At 60.3% G+C, this 15,660-nt stretch carries 12 protein-coding genes; 8 read left to right on the top strand and 4 right to left on the bottom strand.

Annotated features, from left to right (window positions below; translation table 11 throughout):
• Positions 1–82: 82 nt before the first annotated feature.
• Positions 83–685 (bottom strand): TetR family transcriptional regulator C-terminal domain-containing protein, encoded by a 603-nt coding sequence (locus tag SM753_RS15085; protein WP_323192234.1) that lies wholly within the window; start codon positions 683–685, stop codon positions 83–85.
• 175 nt (positions 686–860) lie between these two features.
• Here SM753_RS15085 and SM753_RS15080 point away from each other — a divergent pair, with 175 nt between their 5' ends.
• The 4 genes from SM753_RS15080 (at position 861) to SM753_RS15065 (ending at position 4,260) form a co-directional block, all read left to right on the top strand.
• A complete protein-coding gene (locus SM753_RS15080) occupies positions 861–1,460 on the top strand; it encodes a TetR/AcrR family transcriptional regulator (protein ID WP_323192233.1) in 600 nt (199 codons plus the stop codon).
• Positions 1,460–2,935 carry an MATE family efflux transporter gene (locus tag SM753_RS15075; RefSeq protein ID WP_323192232.1) on the top strand — a complete coding sequence of 492 codons (1,476 nt, stop codon included), beginning with the start codon at positions 1,460–1,462 and terminating at the stop codon, positions 2,933–2,935. Before SM753_RS15080 ends, SM753_RS15075 begins: the two co-directional genes overlap by 1 nt.
• Before the next feature lie 5 nt (positions 2,936–2,940).
• Positions 2,941–3,762: a polyprenyl synthetase gene (locus SM753_RS15070; protein WP_323192231.1), complete on the top strand. Its 822-nt coding sequence runs from the start codon at positions 2,941–2,943 to the stop codon at positions 3,760–3,762.
• 114 nt (positions 3,763–3,876) lie between these two features.
• Entirely contained in the window at positions 3,877–4,260 is a 384-nt protein-coding gene (locus SM753_RS15065; RefSeq protein WP_323192230.1) for a hypothetical protein, read from the top strand.
• A gap of 188 nt (positions 4,261–4,448) precedes the next feature.
• On the opposite strand, the gene SM753_RS15060 is transcribed toward SM753_RS15065, so the two are convergent.
• On the bottom strand, positions 4,449–5,651 hold the full coding sequence (locus SM753_RS15060; RefSeq protein ID WP_135535945.1) for an orc1/cdc6 family replication initiation protein: 1,203 nt from the start codon (positions 5,649–5,651) through the stop codon (positions 4,449–4,451).
• A 696-nt stretch (positions 5,652–6,347) separates the two neighbouring features.
• Positions 6,348–6,620, bottom strand: coding sequence for a hypothetical protein (locus tag SM753_RS15055; RefSeq protein ID WP_135535946.1), 273 nt, complete (start codon positions 6,618–6,620; stop codon positions 6,348–6,350).
• A gap of 214 nt (positions 6,621–6,834) precedes the next feature.
• Here SM753_RS15055 and SM753_RS15050 point away from each other — a divergent pair, with 214 nt between their 5' ends.
• From SM753_RS15050 to SM753_RS15040, 3 genes are all read left to right on the top strand, one after another.
• Positions 6,835–8,439, top strand: coding sequence for an NADH-ubiquinone oxidoreductase-F iron-sulfur binding region domain-containing protein (locus SM753_RS15050; RefSeq protein ID WP_323192229.1), 1,605 nt, complete (start codon positions 6,835–6,837; stop codon positions 8,437–8,439).
• A complete protein-coding gene (gene fdhF, locus SM753_RS15045; RefSeq protein ID WP_323192228.1) occupies positions 8,436–11,768 on the top strand; it encodes a formate dehydrogenase subunit alpha in 3,333 nt (1,110 codons plus the stop codon). Before SM753_RS15050 ends, fdhF begins: the two co-directional genes overlap by 4 nt.
• Positions 11,769–11,912: 144 nt before the next feature.
• Positions 11,913–12,821 carry an EamA family transporter gene (locus SM753_RS15040; RefSeq protein ID WP_323192227.1) on the top strand — a complete coding sequence of 303 codons (909 nt, stop codon included), beginning with the start codon at positions 11,913–11,915 and terminating at the stop codon, positions 12,819–12,821.
• Between the two features lie 79 nt (positions 12,822–12,900).
• On the opposite strand, the gene rdfA is transcribed toward SM753_RS15040, so the two are convergent.
• Positions 12,901–13,554 carry a rod-determining factor RdfA gene (gene rdfA, locus SM753_RS15035; RefSeq protein WP_323192226.1) on the bottom strand — a complete coding sequence of 218 codons (654 nt, stop codon included), beginning with the start codon at positions 13,552–13,554 and terminating at the stop codon, positions 12,901–12,903.
• Positions 13,555–13,860: 306 nt separating this feature from the next.
• Between rdfA and SM753_RS15030 the strand changes: the two genes are divergently transcribed.
• A complete protein-coding gene (locus tag SM753_RS15030; protein WP_323192225.1) occupies positions 13,861–15,642 on the top strand; it encodes an archaea-specific SMC-related protein in 1,782 nt (593 codons plus the stop codon).
• Positions 15,643–15,660: the final 18 nt, after the last annotated feature.

Here is a 15,660-nt window from a genome sequence, read left to right as displayed (position 1 = left end):
GCTAAACCGGTGCGGACAGACGGACGTATCCCCGGAAGTTCGGAGGAACTCCGGATACGTCGCTTCGTCCCGTCAGCCCGGACTATCCATCTTCGCGCAACAGTACGGCGGTAACGTACTCGTCGGCGCTCTCTCTCGCCGTTGCGAGTACATCCGTGTCGTCAAGTACGACCGTGCGGGTTCGAGCGCCGTCGACGATAGTCATAAGCGTCCGGGCGGTGTGTTCTGCGTCGACATCGTTGAACACGCCCTCCTCGATCCCCTGGTCGATCACCGTTTTGAGCATGTACCGAATGTACTCGTCGTTCTGTTCGAATCGCTCGCTGAACGTATCCTTGTACGGGGCCTGACTCCGCATTTCGAGCATCGCGATCAGGAGGTTCTGATGGTCCTCGGGGTCGACGAGGAGTTTGTCCAGTAGGAGAGTCAATCGCTGCTCCGGATCGGTCGTTTCGACCTCGTGAACCGCGTCCCTGAACTGACCGAGGAGAAAGTCCAGAAACGCCGCCAGCAAGTCCTCTTTCGTGTCGTAGTGGTAGTGAACTGCGGCGGTCGTTTTCCCGTACTCCTCGGCGATCCGCTTGATCGTGAGATCGGCGTACCCGTACTCGCGAAGTGCCCGGTATGTAGCGCGCATTATCTCCTCGTCCGGGTCCGAGACTGGTCGTTCCGGCGGATCGGCCATTACGTATTGAGACTATCGTACGGTAGATAACGGTTTTGAACTGCATCCGATAGCCGGCCACCGGACCGAACGCTCAGTTTGTCGCCTCGGTGGAACCGCCACGAGCCCCAGTTGAAACTACCGTCGTTCCAAAGCCTTTTGACTGACTGGTTAGTAAGTGTTCGTACTAACTGAGATGGACGAAGGACCACGAACCGAGATACTGAACGCGACATACCGCGCTCTTTGCGAGCGTGGCTACGCCGATCTCACGCTACAGGACATCGCCACCGAAGCGGAGAGGAGTAAAGCCTCGATACACTACCACTACGACACGAAAGAGGAGCTGTTCACCGCGTTTCTCGATCACCTCTACGACAGATACATGGCCCAGATCGAGACAGTGTCCGGTGAAACCGCTCGCGAGCAACTCCGTTCGCTGTTCGATACGCTGCTCGCGGACGGTGACGCTGTTCCGGGAACGGAATTTCACACCGCGATGCTAGAGGTGAAGGCTCAGGCACCCTACAACGAGGGTGTTCAGACCAAGCTTACCCAGTTCGACGAAGCCCTGCTTGGTCGGATTCAGGAGATCTTGGCGGACGGGATAGAGACAGGTGAATTCGACGACAGCATCGAACACGAACTCGTCGCGGAGTTCCTCACGACAGCGATCACTGGAGCCCGGACGAGAGGGGTCGTAGTCGACCGTTCGGTCGAGAGACTCGACGAGATGATGATCGAGTACGTCGAGACACATCTGATCGGCGAAACGACAGCGGAGGTACCGTACTGATGGGTGTCCGCAGTCGGATCGGGTCGCTATTCAAAGGTCGTGAGGAGTTCGACCTCACGTCCGGCGGCATCGGAAAGCCGCTCTTTTTCCTGTCGATGCCGATCGTCATCACGAACCTCTTTCAGACCGCGTACAACCTCGCGGACACGTTCTGGCTCGGTCAGTACAACACCGACGCGCTGGCGGCGATCAGTTTCGCGTTCCCGATGGTGTTTCTGCTCATCTCGCTCGGAATGGGGATTTCGGTCGCTGGAAGCGTCCTCGTCGCACAGTATACGGGTGCTGGCGAGGAGCGAGAGGCCGAGTACGCCGCGTCACAGACCGTGACGTTCGCCATCATCGCGTCGATACTCCTCGGTGGAGTCGGGTACTTCCTCGTCGAGGAGTTCCTCGAAGTCATGGGCGCCTCTGAGGACGTGCTGCCGATGGCGTCGAGCTACATGGAAGTCATCTCGCTGGGCCTGCTGTTCATGTTCGGGTTTTTCGTGTTCGTCGCGCTCATGCGGGGCTACGGCGACACGATAACCCCCATGCTCGTCATGTTCGGCTCGGTGGTCCTCAACATCATCATCGACCCGTTCCTGATCTTCGGGTGGACCGTCGTCGAGAACGCGCCGATCGTCGGGACGGTTTCGTTCCCCGAACTCGGTATCGAAGGAGCGGCGATCGCGACGGTGTTTTCGCGCGGCCTCGCGCTGGTCGTCGGACTGGCGATCATGTTCCGCGGGACGCGTGGCGTCCAGATCCACCTCCGGGATATGGTGCCCGATCTCTCGTACCTCCGCCGTCTCGTTCGGATCGGCCTTCCCGCGTCTGTCGAAGGGACAGGACGGGCGTTGTCGATGAATCTCCTGTTGTTCATCGTCGCGCTCTTTCCGGATCCGGTCGTCGCCGCGTACGGGATCGGAACGCGCGTCTTCTCGGTTATCTTCCTCCCGGCGATCGCAGTCGCCCGCGGCGTCGAAACGATGACGGGGCAAAACATGGGTGCGGACAAGCCCGACCGCGCCGAACAGGCAGCGGCGCTCGCGGCGAAAACACTCTTCGGCGTCCTCACGGTGGCCGGGATCGTCGTTTGGTTCGCCGCGGCCCCTATCGCCGACGTGTTTACGACTAACTCCGAGGTGGTCGATATCTCTGCGGAGTTCCTGCGGTACGTCGCGCTGTCGTTCGGATTCATCGGGATCATGCGCGCCTACACTGGAAGCTTCCGCGGCGCCGGGAAGACCCTCACAGCGGCGGCGATTTCCGTGCTGATGCTCGGAGTGATACGGTTCCCGATCGCGTGGGTTTCAGCCGGCGTCATCGGCGAGACGGGTATCTGGCTCTCGTTCGCGATATCGAACGTGGCCGGCGCGGTGATCGCTTACGCGTGGTATCAGCGCGGGACGTGGCGGGAGAACGACCTCACGGAAGCGGGTTCGGACGTAGCCGTCGACGACACTGGTGGTGAGCCAACAGCAACAGACGACTGACAACAATGACTTACGAACGCTCTCTCACTGAGCTGCGAGCCGAGATCGACAGCCATCTTGAAAGTGTGCTGAAACCCGCGGACAAAGACCGATTAACAGCGGCCCGGGAGACGGTCGACGAGTACGACGACCGGAAGTACGGTCAGCTACTGATGCTTTCGTTCGAATCGATAGCGACTCCCGCTTCCCGAGATCCCGGGACAGTCCTCCCGGCGGCAACGGCGGTCGAACTACTCCGGGGGTACTGTCGGTTGCGGAGCGAACTGTTGATCCAATTCGACAACGGGATAGCTCACTCGTTGACGCGGGATCCGATGCCCGCGTTACTTTCCGGTGACTACCTGTACACGTCGGCGTACTCGGCGCTCAGTGAGATCAACAACGCCCACCTCGGAGCGTGTTTCGAGACGCTTACCGCCGTTCAGGAGTCGGTCATCGGTGCGTTGAGTACCAACTACTCATCGACCCCGACAGCCCCTGACTGCCGTTCGTTTATCGACGACACGGCGGGCGTTCTCGGTGAAGGTGCGGCCGTTATCGGAGCGACACTCGCCGGGGTCGATAGTACCCACCGGCAGCACTTCGCGACGGTCGGGCGTGGATTCGGTACGGGACATCAGATACAATTAACGTTCGGTTCGGGAGGGGGAGACGTTCTTTCCGTGTTCCAGGGTTCCGAGGAAAGGGAACTTCGCCAGCACGCCGAAAAGCGACTGGACGAGGCCGAGAAATCGCTTTGTCATCTTTCATCCGCATACGACACGAGTTTCCTGCGAACCTTCGTCGAAGGAACTGGATCGGGGTCGGTTCATGGCGTCTCCGATTGACGATTAGCGTCCACGGCAGCGATGAATTGTCCACGGCAGCGATGAATTTCGCACAGTCTCCATTTTTAACTCACTGGTCCGAGAGTTTATAATAGAGTACGGCAATACGAACGTATGAACCGTCGAATCACGGAAATCTTCGTGAGTACGACGGTGCTTTTTGTTTCTGGCTATCTTCTCTGGCCGCCGAACAACGTCTACTGGGCGTCTATCGGAGAGCAGATCGGAAATAGCCTGACGATAGCTCTCGTCCTGCTAGTTGCGGGCGGGGTCGGTGTCGGGATCGCTGTAGCGAGTGAAATATCGCTTTCAAATTTGGGAATCGGTGGGGGATTGGCGTATGTGCTTGGGATGTTCCTCATCAATAGGACGATGTCGCCGAACAGCCCAGTACATCTGTATCTGTACGGTGTTCTGTTACTCTGTATCCTGCTCGGAGCGGCCGCCGTGGAGTTCGCCTATCGAACGGACGACGGGTTACTCGAACGAATCCGTTGACGTCGGACGTATCAACTACTAATTGGTGTGGTTCAGATGTGCGCCGAATCACGGTATCCGAACGTTCTACAGTGATCCACGGCTCCGTCGAAGAGGTCTGGATCACGACCCTGTACGAGGGAACCGATCATTGTCCCAGGAATCACGTCCTTGTACGAGAGTCCCGATCAAATGGTCAGTTCCGGGTTCTACTGCTCGTCAAGCGCCTGAAGAACGATATCGGTCCCTCGCATGAGGCGGTGTTCTAGATAGCTTCCTTCGCTTTTCCCGCCACCGGTGTGTCTGGACTCCGTAACCCCGAGAAACGACTGCTCTTTGAGAAGACGATACACGCGGTCCTGACTGAGCGGATCGCTTCCCTCGTTTGCGGCGATGTCGCGGTACACGCTGTATATCTCGCCGGTCGCGAACGCGTCGCTCTGATGGTTCTCGGTGAGTTGAGCCAACGAGCGGAGTAGATACTTGACGTGAGGCGTAGACCCCGACACGAGTTCCTGGAACCGCTGTACCTCCGCTTTCTGCTGGCCACGCTCGACGTGGTCTTCGGTAACGTAGTCGTCGTTCTCCCGCTCGGCGAGTTCGCCTGCTTTCTGCAGGATGTTGATCGCCTTTCGAGCATCCCCGTGTTCGCGTGCGGCCAGCGCTGCGACCTTCGGAATCACGGCGTCGGCGAGGACCCCCTCCTGAAACGCGTCGCGGCGGTTTTCGAGGATAGTTCGGAGTTGGCCGGCGTCGTAGGGCTGAAAGATGATGTCCTCGTCCTGCAAACTCGAATCGATACGCTCGCTCAGGCGGTCACGGAATTCGATCTTGTTACTGATCGAAATGACACCCAGATAACAGTCCGTCTTTCCGGTCTCCTCGGCTCGCGATAGTTGCATGAGGACGTCTTGGTCCCGAAGGATGTCGATCTCGTCGAGAAGAATGATGCAGGTATCGCGTGATTCGAGGAGGTCCCAGAGGTACCGGTAGTACTCGTTCGCGCCGATACCCTGTTGGGGAATATCGGGAGTATCGTCGTTTTCAGCCGCGAGTTGAGTCGTGATCTCGCGTGCGACTCGCGTTTCGGTGTCCGCATCCGAACAGTCGACGTAGACGTGGGAGAACGCGACGTCGTTTTGAACGGCGGTCCGGCTGGCCCGCTGTGTGACGTGCCGGGCGACGAGGCTCTTTCCGGTCCCGGTTTTCCCGTATATCACGACGTTCGACGGTGGGCCGCCGTCCGTCGCCGGGCCGAGCGCCTGCCCGACGCTCTGTAGCTCCTGGTCGCGGCCGACGATCCGGTCCCGGTCGGGAACGTGACCGACCCGGAGAAGTTCACGGCGGGCGAAGATATCACCCGTCGCGAACAGGTCATCGCCGTTGTATTCGGTGAGTTCACGATCCGTCATAGCTGACCCGTCACGGCGGTGAAGTATAAAACCCCGGGACCTCGTACCGAGTGAAAACGGCTATCCTACCGTTTTGCGTCGCTATACCCGGAGAGTAGTATAAGAACCACTCCATACGCACACCCCCGACAACGAGTGAAAACGCGGAGAGTCGCCACCCGGCAACTCACGGTGCAAGCGCGATTGTTATATAAAGGGTAGGACTCTAGAGCCGATATAAGCGAAATATGTCGTACTGAGGCTTCTACTGACACTGTATGTATGTATGTATTGCTTGTACACCTAGATATATAATAACGCGTAGTGAGCGTTAGCGGTGTGGTTCGTCTTGCCGGTTTTGATCGTTTGAGTGTAACCACATAGCTGTCTCTTTTATATTTGCTCTAGCTATCTGTGTCGTGATCGCTCTTTTGGCTTTATCCTGTTTGTTTATTTTTCCGTAATCGCTCTGATCGTCTGATCCACCGATGTACCTATTTGCGTTTTCACTCGTTACCTGGGGTGTGTGTGCTCGCTCTCTTCACTCGTTGTCTGGGGTGTGTAACCGGCGTAATTTACCGTTTGAAGCGAATACACGCACGGTTTTCACTCGTTGTCTGGGGTGTTGCCATCCAGTTTTTCACTCGTTATCTGGGGTGTGGGGTAACGCCCGTTCACTCGTTGCCTGGGGTGTCTGGAAGCGAGAGAACCGTTCGTTCACCGTAACTGCATCTCCTCAGCGCGCTCAACCGCGAGGTCAGTTATTTCGTCGATGCTACTATCGGACCGGTCCGCGAGGACGCGGAGCATCATCCCGAGTTGAACCGCGGCCGTTTCCCGCAACTCCGCTGCCTCTTCCGTGTCGTTCCCAAAGTAGTACTCGTGTTGCCCGTCCTCGTGGATGAGACCGGTGTAGACGGAGCGAAGGTCGTCGTCACCGACCGCCGCTGCTGCCTCTTCTCTGAGTTCGTCGAATCGTGGATTTGCCATCGGGCGATGTATAGAGTCCGCCGTGCCTGTACTCTTCGGATCCGAGACCTGACCGACGCAGTTCCCGCCGGTTAGTCAATTCCATACTACCCTCGTGGTTCCGAATGTGGTGAGAGTAGCGAAACGATCACAGAAACGTGACCTCATATTTCGGGACACTCAGTATACCCGGTACGGTAAGCTTTAACTCTTGAACTGCTTTGGAAGAGTGATAATGGGTAAATCGGGAACGGACGGCCGCTCACCAGTCGTGCGTATTTCGTCAGACGTGCCGTGGGGCCGTGAACCCGGAGCGCTAACCGCTGCTCGCGACGCTGCTGACACTGTTGCAGTCGTCCGGACCGGGCCGACCGGAATCACCGAACTCGAGCCGCTCGTCCTCGTAACCGCGGGTGATCGGACCTGGTTTTACGCCGACCCGGACCCGTCGACGGTACGGTCTATCGTCGCCGATGCGGAGTCCGGTGAACTGGCGACAGGAGGCGTTGACGGAGATGCCCACGGTCAGGACATCCCCGCCGACGGACCAGACCACCTTGGCGATGGGCCCGATATCCTCCCCGACGGTGCGGACGGCGTCGTCGAGCACGACCGGGACGTATCGACGCTACCCGTCCCGACTGATAGCCTGCTGAGCGTCGGCCGGAGACGAATCCTCGGACCGTGTGGCTGGGTAGACCCTCTCGATCCGAGCGACCACGATTTCGTTTCGACGAGTCGAGGCGCGGGCGTCGCCGCCGATATCGGTTTACTCGGCCGCGGTCGGGGCGACGCTACCGAGGACGAAGCTGTCACCGACGCGTGGGAGCGAGTGCGGGAAACTGACGGCGATCCCGTCCTCGTCGTTAACGCGAACGACGCGGATAGACGGACGCGAGCGGACCGCATACTACTTGCCGGAGCGCCGCTGTCGGTTCTCGACGGCGTCGCGGCCGTCGCCGAGTACGTCGGTGCCGACGACGCGGTAATCTACGTTCCCGAGTCGGACACCGGTCTCCAGCGGCATCTTGAGCGCGCGATCGAGGCAGCTGACACCGAACTGTCCGTGGTCCCACAACTCGTCGCCGGCCCCGACGAGTATCGCGCCGGCGGACCGACCGCCGCGTTGGAAGCGATGGAAGGGGCCGACCGGATCGAACCCCGAATTCAGCCACCGTCACCTGCGGAGTACGGTCTGTACGGTCGTCCGACGGTGGTTCACACGCCGAGAACGTTCGCGCAGGTGCAGTACGCGATCCGGGACCCGGACGCGTTCGATCCGGCGGCGGCCGACCCCGGCACGCGACTCGTGACCGTGACTGGTGACGTGACAGATCGGGCGACTGTGGAGTTGGATTCCACCGGAAGCATAGGCGCGGTTCGCGAGGCCGTTCGGATGACTGGACCGTTCAAGATGGCGTGCGTCGGGGGCGTTCTCGGGGGCATTACCCGAGACCTCGACGTGGCACCGACCGCGCAGTCGCTTGCCGCCGCCGGCCTCGGAACGGACGGGGTCGTCGAACTGTTGTCCGACGAGCGCTGTGCCGTCGCGACTGCGGGTGAACGCGCCCGCTTCGCGGCCGCGGAAAACAGCGGTCGGTGCGTTCCGGGTCGGGAAGGCACTCAACAGCTCACCGAACTCCTGCGCGAGGTGTACCGGGGGTCGTTCGAGACGGCCAAGATACGCGAACTCGGCCGCGTCATGCAGCGGACGAGCAACTGCAAGACCGGTGCCCACGCACCGCGACCCGTCGTCACGGCGATCGACCAGTTCGAACCCGAGTTCAAGGCCCACGCGAACGGCCGCTGTCCGAGCGGTACCTGTACGGAGAAACTATGAGTACTGACGATTCCACGAGTTCCGACGAACCACTTCCGGGCGTCCCGGACCTCGAAGACCCACAGCACAACACGCCGGTCACGGCGCAGTTCGAAACCGGCACGGCGAACGACCCCGACGTCGGAACCGACGGCTCCGGCCCGACGACAGTCACGGTGAACGGTGACCTGGTCACGGTACCGGTCGGATCGACAGTTATCGACGCCATGCAGGCCGTCGACGACGAGACCGTACGCGTCGATCCGGGCGCTGACGGCGTCGAGGCCGACGCCGATGTCCCCGCGCTCTGTTACTACGACCGGGAGGGGGACGGAAGCGACGAGATCGGCCCCCGAAGCGAGTGTCGCACTTGCATGGTCGAGACGGAGGAGTACGGGCTCGTTCCGTCCTGTTCGTTCCCGGCCGAGGACGGTCTGACGGTCGAGACGGATACGCCCGACGCCGAGGAGAGCCGAAGCGTCAACCTCGACCTCGTCCTCTCGAATCACAACCTTCGATGCACGACCTGCAACGGTAACGGCCGATGTGAGCTTCAGGACGCGGCCATTAGCGAGGGTGTCGACCACCCCCGTTACGGGGTGTTCGACGACCGCGACGAGTACGAGCCGATAGACGACACGTCGTCGTTCATCCAGATAGACCGCAACAAGTGCATCCTCTGTAACCGGTGCGTCGAGGGCTGTAACGACGTGCAGGTCGAGGGCGTACTCCGTATCGAAGGGCAGGGCGAGGACACCCGGATCGGGTTCCAGTCCGACGCCGAAACGATGGGGGACTCGACGTGTGTCTCCTGTGGACACTGCGCTACCGTCTGTCCGACCGGGGCGCTGACGGAGAAAGGGATGGGAGAGACGACGACGCTTCCGCTGCCCGGGTTCACCCAGCGAAACTCCGTCGGGACGGTGATCGAGGCGGACGACGTCGAGACGCTCGACGACACGACCGCGCCCAACCGCAGCGGCGGGCCGGACACGGGCGTTATCCGCTCCAGCACCGAAACGAAAACCGGGCTGGCTCGATTCGTGGCGCGAAGCAAGCGCGGTCTGACCGATCTCGCCGAGGACTACGGCCGGAAGGCGTTGCTGTTCGGCGAACACACCGCCGAGAACGTCGCCGCGAGCGCGATCCCGGAAGGCCGCCTGTTCGATATCGCGACGGCGGTCGGCGATTACAGAAAGCGCGGCCTCGACACCGAGGAGACGACCTGCGGGTTCTGTGCGGTCGGCTGTCGCTTCGAGATGGTCGGCAAGGACGGTGAGAGCCTTGGCGTTCGGCCCGTCGACGACCCCAATTCGGCTCCGGCGAACAACTTCTCGACCTGTGTGAAAGGAAAGTTCGGTCACGAGTTCGCCAACAGCGAGGGTCGGCTCACCGAACCGCTCGTCCGCAACGAGGACGGCGAATTCGAGAGCGTCGGGTGGGATGAGGCGCTCGACTACGTTGCAGCCGAACTACGTGATATCCAGGACGAGCACGGAATCGACGCGCTCGGCTGTCTCGCGTCCTCGAAAGGAAGCAACGAGGAGGCCTACCTCGTCCAGAAGTTCGCCCGTCAGGTGTTGGGGACGAAAAACATCGACAACTGCGCACGGCTCTGTCACTCGTCGACGGTCGCGGCACTGCAACAGACTCTCGGCTACGGCGCGATGACGAATCGGATCAACGAGGACATCGGCGAGGCCGACGCCTATCTAATCACCGGCTCTAACACCACGGAATCCCATCCGGTACTCGCGACCCGGATCAAACAGAACGTCCGCGACGGGGCCGATCTAGTGGTGTTCGACCCGCGGAAGGTCGGAATCGCCGAGCACGCGGACCAGTTCACGCGGACGACGCCGGGGTACGACGTGACCTGGATCAACGGCCTCATCCGGTACATCATTGAACAGGACCTCCACGACGAGGCGTTCATCGAGCGGAACACGACCGGATTCGAACGCGTCAGGGAGAAAGTCCAGTCGTACACCCCCGAGATGGTTGAGAAGATGGCCGGTATCCCGCCAGAGGAACTGAAATCGGCGGCCGAGACGCTGGCCGAAGCCGACAGCGTCGTCTTCGGGTGGGCGATGGGGATGACTCAACAGAGCAACGGAACCCAGAACCTCCTCGCGCTCACGGACCTGGCGCTCACGCTCGGGCAGGTCGGGAAACCCGGTGCGGGACTCTCCCCGTTCCGCGGGCAGAACAACGTGCAGGGCGGCGGCGGAGACATGGGAACGTTGCCGGGCAGTCTCCCAGGGTATCAGGATCCCGCCGACGACGAGGTCGGCGAGAAATTCGCGGCCGAGTGGGGCGAACGGCCGCCGGAAGAACCGGGGCTGAAGGTCCCGGAGATGCTCTCCGAAGCCGACGATGGGAACCTGCGTGGACTGTACGTCGTCGGCGAGAACCCGGCGCTCTCGGAACCTGACCTCCAGCACGCCGAGGAGGCGCTTCAGGAACTCGATTTCCTCGTCGTCCAGGACATCTTCATGACCGAGACGGCGGACCACGCCGACGTGGTCCTCCCTGCGGCGACGTCGCCGGAGAAAGAGGGGACGTTCACGAACACTGAGCGGCGAATCCAGCGGGTCAGCGGCGTGGCCGACCCGCCGGGAGACGCCCGGCAAGACTGGGAGATCACGCAGGCGCTGGCAAACCGGATGGGATACGGCTGGGACTACGACCACCCGCGGGAGATCATGGACGAGATAAGCGACCTCGCCCCGATATACGGCGGCGTCAGCTACGACCGGCTCGAATCGGGGGATCAACACGGCCTCCAGTGGCCCTGCTGGGACGAAGACCACGCCGGGACGCCGTATCTCTACGATTACGAGGACGGGGAGTTCAACTTCGACGACGGGTTGGCACGCTTCGTCCCCGCTGACAGCGGCCATCCCGGCGAGGTACCCGACGAGGAGTACCCGCTCACGCTCACGACCGGCCGGGTGCTGTATCACTGGCACACCGGTCAGATAACCCGTCGCGTCGAGGGGCTGATGCGCCACGTCGGCGAGAGTTTCGTCGAAGTCCATCCGGACACGGCCGCCGATCTCGGCGTTTCGGACGGCGAATACGTTCGCGTCGGCTCCCGTCGCGGCGAGATAATCGTCAAAGCGCAGGTGACAGACCGCGTCGGTCCAGGAACGCTGTTCATTCCGATGCACTTCGCGGCCGGGGCGGTGAACACGCTCACGCAAGAGACGTTCGACCCGCAGGCGGGTATCCCCGAATTCAAGGTATCGAGCGTTCGCGCCGAGCCGATCGGGCCTGAAACCGACGAAACCGTGCTCCAAAGCCCTGACGCAGGGAAGGGGAGCAACGAAGTTACCGGGGACGACTAACGATACCGTGACAGAACGGCAGGACGTGGAACCGGTCGGAGATACGGATAATACGCGATCTACCGACTGTTACCTTAATCCGTTCTGGACGTACAGAACTACCACAGACATATAATCGCATCCGAGGAAAAGATAACAAATACGATGGTAGACCCGACGACACTCCTCGCCGTTGTGATGACGCTCGGTGCCGCGTTGGCTATCGCCTCCCAGAACCTGTTCATCAGGATGGGAACCGACGAGGGAAACGCGAACGAGGCGGTCGTCGTCGTCATCGGCGTGAACGTGGTCGTTCTCCTCCCGCTCGTCGGCGTCGCGTACTATCCGGAGTACGGCCTCACGTACGTTTCCGGGATCTGGTTCATGGCCGCCGGACTCGTCGGAACGTTGCTCGGGCGACTGCTAACGTACACGAGTATCAACCGCATCGGAGCGAGTCGGACGACGCCCATCGTGGCGGCGTGGGCTCTCACGTCGACGGTGTTCGGGATCATGCTGCTCGACGAACAGTTGACTGTACTGCATCTCGCGGGTATTCTGCTTGTGATGGGCGGCATTATCGCCATCGCGTGGGAGACAAACAACGAGAACCCGGACGACCTGGCGAAGTCGGAACTCCTGATAGGGCTGGTGATCCCGCTGGGAGCGGCGTTCGCGTACGGGTTAGAACCGGTCTTCGCCAAGTTCGCGTTCGAGGAAGGGACGCCCGCACCCGTCGGGCTCGTCGTCAAAACGAGCGCGGCGATCCTGGGATTCACGCTCTATCTCCGGTCGCGAAACAGTTTGCCGGACCGGTCGATGCTCCGCAACGGCGGTATGCGGTGGTTCCTGCTTGCAGGAATCGCAAATACACTGTTCCTTCTGGGCTACTACGGCGCATTAGAGATCGCACCAGTAAGTATCGTCACGCCGATCGTCATCACGAACACGCTGTGGGTCGTGTTGCTGTCTGCCGTTTTCATGCCCGACCGACTCGAACGGGTAACGTGGAAGCTCGTCGCCGCGTCGGTCGCTGTCATCGCCGGCGTCCTGATAATCACCGTCAACGGGTAGCGTGTCAGTCCGTCTGATTACGGAGACCACAGGAGGTTGGTTGGAACAGCTAACGTGAAACCTGGCTACCGATGCTAATCTAAAGCGATCGCGTTGACTCGCCGTCCCCGTTTTCCGGGTCGTCGTGAGCGTGGTCACCGCAGACGTATCCCCGTTCGACTGCTTTGGAAAACGGCGTTTGGACGTGGCATTCGGGACAGGACAGATTCACGTTCACGGCGATGCCGGGTTCTCCGGAGTCGGCGATCTCACCTTTCGACGAGAGCGACCGAACCGCCTCGACGGCTTTCTCCTCTACCTGCTCGCTGGCTATTTCGACGCTCTTGCGTTCCCAGTCCGAATCCGCCGTTTCCGTCTCTTTGGTACCGTCCAGACAGTCGTTGAGGTGGTGTCGCATCGTACTCCACGAGATCATGTCCGCCGTCACCTCGTCGGCGTCGATCCCCGTTGTGCGGAGGTCGTCCTCCAACTCCCGTCTCGTGAGTTCGTCTTTCGACTGTAACACGTCGTATTCGCTCTCTACCTTGACCCCCGTCGTCTGCCGGTTGTGTTCGTCGTACACCCGCTTGAGTAGACGTTTGTTGAACCACTCAGTGAGTGAGCGATACCCCTCGGCTGGCCGCCCGTCCTCGCCCGTCCAGCGCTGGAGGAGATACTCGTCGATATCTCCGTACCCGGCCTGCGAGATGTCGAGATCGTGTTTCTGTACGACCGTGTCGATTTTACAGCTCATTGTCCTTGATAGAGTACTACTGCGTCGGATTCTGTGCCCGAATGAAAGTCTCTACCGACAAAAAGGTTGTCGGACGGGAGGCGTTAAAGTATTCACTACTAGTTCATTTATGAGCGCTTCGGCTCCGGGAATATTCCCAGTTCGCTCTCCGGTCTCGGAGAAATATAATATTGTATAATTCTCTTAATGCCTGGTTAGACGGCTATAGATGGTGTATATTCCGAATCACGATGGCCAGGATTGGTATTTTGATATGTAAGATAGTAATAACAGTAAACCTTAACGAGTGGCGACCGAATACCCTGTATGGAATGGACCGTCGAGTCCGAAAATATAGCCGGCATACGGAGTGGGTCCGCGGATATCCGACCCGGGAGAAACGTCGTTCAGGGTGCGAACTGGCAGGGGAAATCTAGCTTTTTGAAGGCTATCGAGACTTCGATGGGGACCGAGACGCCGCTAACCGAAGGTGAGACCTCCGGACGTGTCGATCTAGAAACGCCGGAGGGGGAGTACTCCGTCGAACTCGAACGTCGCAACGACACCGTTGTCCGTAACGGGGAGCCGTTCCTTGATGACGAGTACGACCGGATCCGCGCTGACCTGTACGCGTTTCTCGACGAGGACAATGCGATCCGTCAGGTCGTCCGTCGGGGCGATAATCTGGAGGAGTTACTCGCGAAGCCGCTGGATTTCGAGAATATCGAAGCCGAAATCGCCGACAGGAAAGCCGAACGGTCCAGCATCGAACGGGAACTCGAACAGGCACAAGAGGCCGCTCGACGGCTCCCCAGTCTCCAGGAAGACGTGACACAACTCGCGAACGAACTTGACGACCTCGAAGCGACTCGCGATGAACTGGACCAGACGGACGAACGGGACGAGGATTCGGACCGAGAGGAACTGAGCAAACTTCAGGCGGAACTGTCTCAGACGGAACAGCGGAAAGAGCAACTGTCCGATTCCGTAACGCGAATAGAGAACAAGCTAGAGGAGGTCCGTGAGGAGTACGAATCGCTCTCAGTTCCCGACGAGGACGTAACCGCCGAACTGGCCGAGGCCCGCGAGAAGCAGCAATCGATTCAGGGCGATGTCGATCTTCTCCAGTCGGTCTATTCGGTGAACAAACGGGTACTCGAGGAGGACCGGGGCGACCTCCTAACGAACGTCGACCACGGCCTCCTCGAAGACCAGTTCAACTGCTGGGTCTGTGGCGGGGAGACCTCCGAGGACGAACTCCGTGACAACCTAAACGATCTGAGCGAGCGCATCTCCGAGTTGAAGGCGGAGGCCGCCGAATACGACGAACGCGCGGAGGAACTCGAACGCAAACAAGACGAGATCCGAGAAGCCGGTCGCCGTCGCGACGACCTCGAACGGCAGATCGACGACCTCGAAACGAAACTCGCCGACCGCCGCGAGAGCCTCGAATCGGCGACCGAGCGTCTCGAAAGCCTCGACGAGCGAATAGCGGACCTGAACGACTCCGTTTCCGAGCACAGCGACGAACTCACGGAGATCAAAAGCGAGATAAAGCACACGGAGACGCAACTGGACGAGAAACGCGAGGAGTTAGAGCGGGCCGAACGGCAGGCAGAACGGCGATCCGTCCTCGAAACGGAGTACGAAGAACTCGAAGCGGAGATCGAATCGCTCCGGAACCGGAAAGAGGAGATCAAGCGGCGGACACGCGACGCGTTCGACGACGCTATCGCCGACCTGCTCGACCGGTTCGATACGAGTTTCGAGACGGCGCGACTGACCAGCACCTTCGACCTCGTCGTCGCCAGAAACGGCCGCGAAGCGAGCATCGACGCGTTGAGCGAAGGGGAACTGGAACTGCTCGGGATCGTCGCTGCGCTCGCCGGCCACGAGGCGTTCGAGGTCGCCGACGACGTCCCGGTCATGCTGTTAGACCAACTCGGCGGTCTCACGGAGGAGAATCTGGCGACCCTCGTGGACTACCTCGACGATAGGGTGGACATCCTCGTGTTCACCGCGTACCCGGAACACAGTTCGTTCGACGGGAACGTGATAGACCCTGACGAGTGGAACGTTATCACCAAAGACACGGAAGTCGCTCCCTGACCCTGATTCGGCGCGGAT

It is taken from the genome of Halostella sp. PRR32, from assembly GCF_034808085.1.
Taxonomy (GTDB): Archaea; Halobacteriota; Halobacteria; order Halobacteriales; family Natronoarchaeaceae; genus Halostella; species Halostella pelagica.
This window is presented reverse-complemented; position numbering and strand designations above follow the sequence as displayed.